Raw genomic sequence first — 2,181 nt, 5'->3', positions numbered from 1 at the left:
TCGCGCCGGCCACTTCCTCGCCTTCATCCATCTCGCCGCAGCTATGTTATGGATGCGCTGAATGTCGATTCAGCCTAGGTGACACAGGATTATCACGGGTCGGGCCACCTTACCCCTTGAAAAGGTGGGGAGCATTGATCCTGCATCCAAATGAGCGGACTCGCAACTAACGAGATTTGCGACTGAAGTCCGATGTTCCCGGGCACAAGTTGTTCAGCAGTCGCCTGAAGGGCGGAACTCATTTGATCGGGAACTGAACCCGGTTCCTGTGAGTTATGCGCACCGCCGGCAACAGCCAAATGGATATCGGCGGCTGAGAGACAGCTCCCGTCTGCGACTGGAGGCGGCTATGTCCGATGACCCTGTCAATCTCTTCCCGCGCACGCTCCAATCTAACAACGACTTTCGGCTGATCGCCGAGACAAGGGAAGCTATCGACCGTTCCCGTCAGAAATTGCGTGAAACCAGGCCGCTGGTTGACCCGCACCGGTTAAGTCCCCTTATCATCCGGAACGCGGTCTCGATCTCTGACACCAGGGATGGATGGCGCGTCGTGGTAGAGGAATGCGGTGTAGGCACGATCACTCGCTCATTCCGGGAGCGGATGCCGGCTTTCAACTTTGCCGAAGCCCAGCTGATGCGGCTTGGTCTTGATAAGATCAGCTGATCATCGGGCGGCCTGCATCCCGCGTTGGCGGATAACCGGGTGGAACAAAGGCCATTTCCATCGCCAAAGTGGGTTCGGACAATGGACGACACCGGCTATTTCCTGGCTGTCTAACAACGAAACGCTCCGGCCGCGCCGAGCGCCAGCTGATAGTGGCCGCCGTCAAGACTGAGCGGGAACGAGCGCAACGAGTCCGACTGGAAATCCAAGCACTCCGCGATAGTCAGATCGCGCCCGTCGGAGGCCCAACCGGTCTAACCACCGGGCATCCGTAGCGGCTGGACACTCCGAGCACCCGCGCGCATTGTCTGCCACGGCGGGCCTGCCTCGATTGCTTGGCCATAACGGAAAATTCGGCTGAGAGCGAGCGTTCCGGCGTTTGGGGGTCAGAAACCGCGGATTCCTGGAGACGGTATGTGCAACGATTGCGAGCAGCGCATCGCTTGGGCTGAATACTGCCGCATGATGGAGTCGCTCGCTTTGCAGGGTTCCCAGCCATCAGAATGAACTCGACCTGCCCCAAGCGGACGACATCCGCATCAACGATCCGGCGCCAATAATGCGCGTTGCCGGCGATGCAATCGAGCTGGGCTCTGACGTTCGGCTTCCCGCCCTCTGGCCCAAAAGGCGGGCCGGTGTTCAATTTCCGGTCCGAGGGGCGACAACTCGCAAATAGCAAGCGCTGCCTTATACCGGCCTCAGCTTTCGTCGAATTTACCGGAACGAAGCACCCGAAGGCGAAACATCGCTTTACGCTCAACGGCTCCCCGTTCATCGCGATAGCCGGTCTTTGGCGGAGGCGGCCGGTAACAAGCCGCCGTCCTATTGAGCCGGATCGAGAGCTACCCGAGCTCAGCGACAGAATCCGGATCCTTGCTCTACACTGGGACATTTCGTCGGCAACGCCTTGATCGAAACCGGCGGCTAGACCCGCGCGCCGTCTGCATCAAGGGCGGAGTGATTTAAACGAAAAAATAGGCCGGTATTCCCGCGCACGCCGTGTCCCCATGGAACCGAGTCCCGCTAGCCGACTTATGAGTGAGGTGGGCGCAACCCAGGTCGACATGGCCAACTTCCGCAAACGAATGTCACCCGGCCGCGAGAACCCAATGAACTCGCGGCGAGCCAAGGCGCGCAACCGCTTTATCATCGTCATCGGCGCCTCGGCGGGTGCCGTCGAGCCGCTGAAGAAGATCGTGAGCGACTTGCCTGCGGATCTGCCGGCGGCCGTCTTTATCGTGCTTCACGTCGGCCAGGTCAGCTATCTGCCGGAAATTCTCGACCGTGCGGGAGCGCTGAAGGTCTCCGGCGCCAAGAACGGCGAGTCCTTCAAGATGGGAAACATTTATGTCGCGCCGCCCGGCTTCCATCTTCTTCTGCATGACGATCACATGATGCTGCGCCGCGGCCCGCGCGAGAACCTCGCGCGGCCGGCGGTAGACCCGCTGTTCCGCTCGGCGGCGCTGAGCTTCGGCGCAAGCGTCGTCGGCGTGCTGCTGTCGGGCGCGCTTTCC

Annotated in this window: 2 protein-coding genes and 1 pseudogene; all 3 read left to right on the top strand. The window is 60.6% G+C overall.

Going from position 1 to position 2,181, the window contains the following annotated elements:
• Nucleotides 1-349: 349 nt before the first annotated feature.
• Nucleotides 350-667 (top strand): hypothetical protein, encoded by a 318-nt coding sequence (locus CK222_RS31305; protein ID WP_095802989.1) that lies wholly within the window; start codon nt 350-352, stop codon nt 665-667.
• 414 nt (nt 668-1,081) lie between these two features.
• A pseudogene (locus tag CK222_RS33325) lies at nt 1,082-1,464 on the top strand (SOS response-associated peptidase family protein); the annotation flags it as partial.
• A 312-nt stretch (nt 1,465-1,776) separates the two neighbouring features.
• Nucleotides 1,777-2,181, top strand: a 405-nt coding sequence (locus CK222_RS31295; RefSeq protein ID WP_245433419.1) for a chemotaxis protein CheB, incomplete at its 3' end; no start/stop codon positions are given.

The organism is Mesorhizobium sp. WSM3866 (assembly GCF_002294795.1).
Classification (GTDB): domain Bacteria; phylum Pseudomonadota; class Alphaproteobacteria; order Rhizobiales; family Rhizobiaceae; genus Mesorhizobium.
This window is presented reverse-complemented; position numbering and strand designations above follow the sequence as displayed.

Coding starts and splice junctions, on each gene's coding strand:
- CK222_RS31305 (WP_095802989.1), top strand. CDS start 350: ATGTCCGATGACCCTGTCAATCTCTTCCCGCGCACGCTCCAATCTAAC.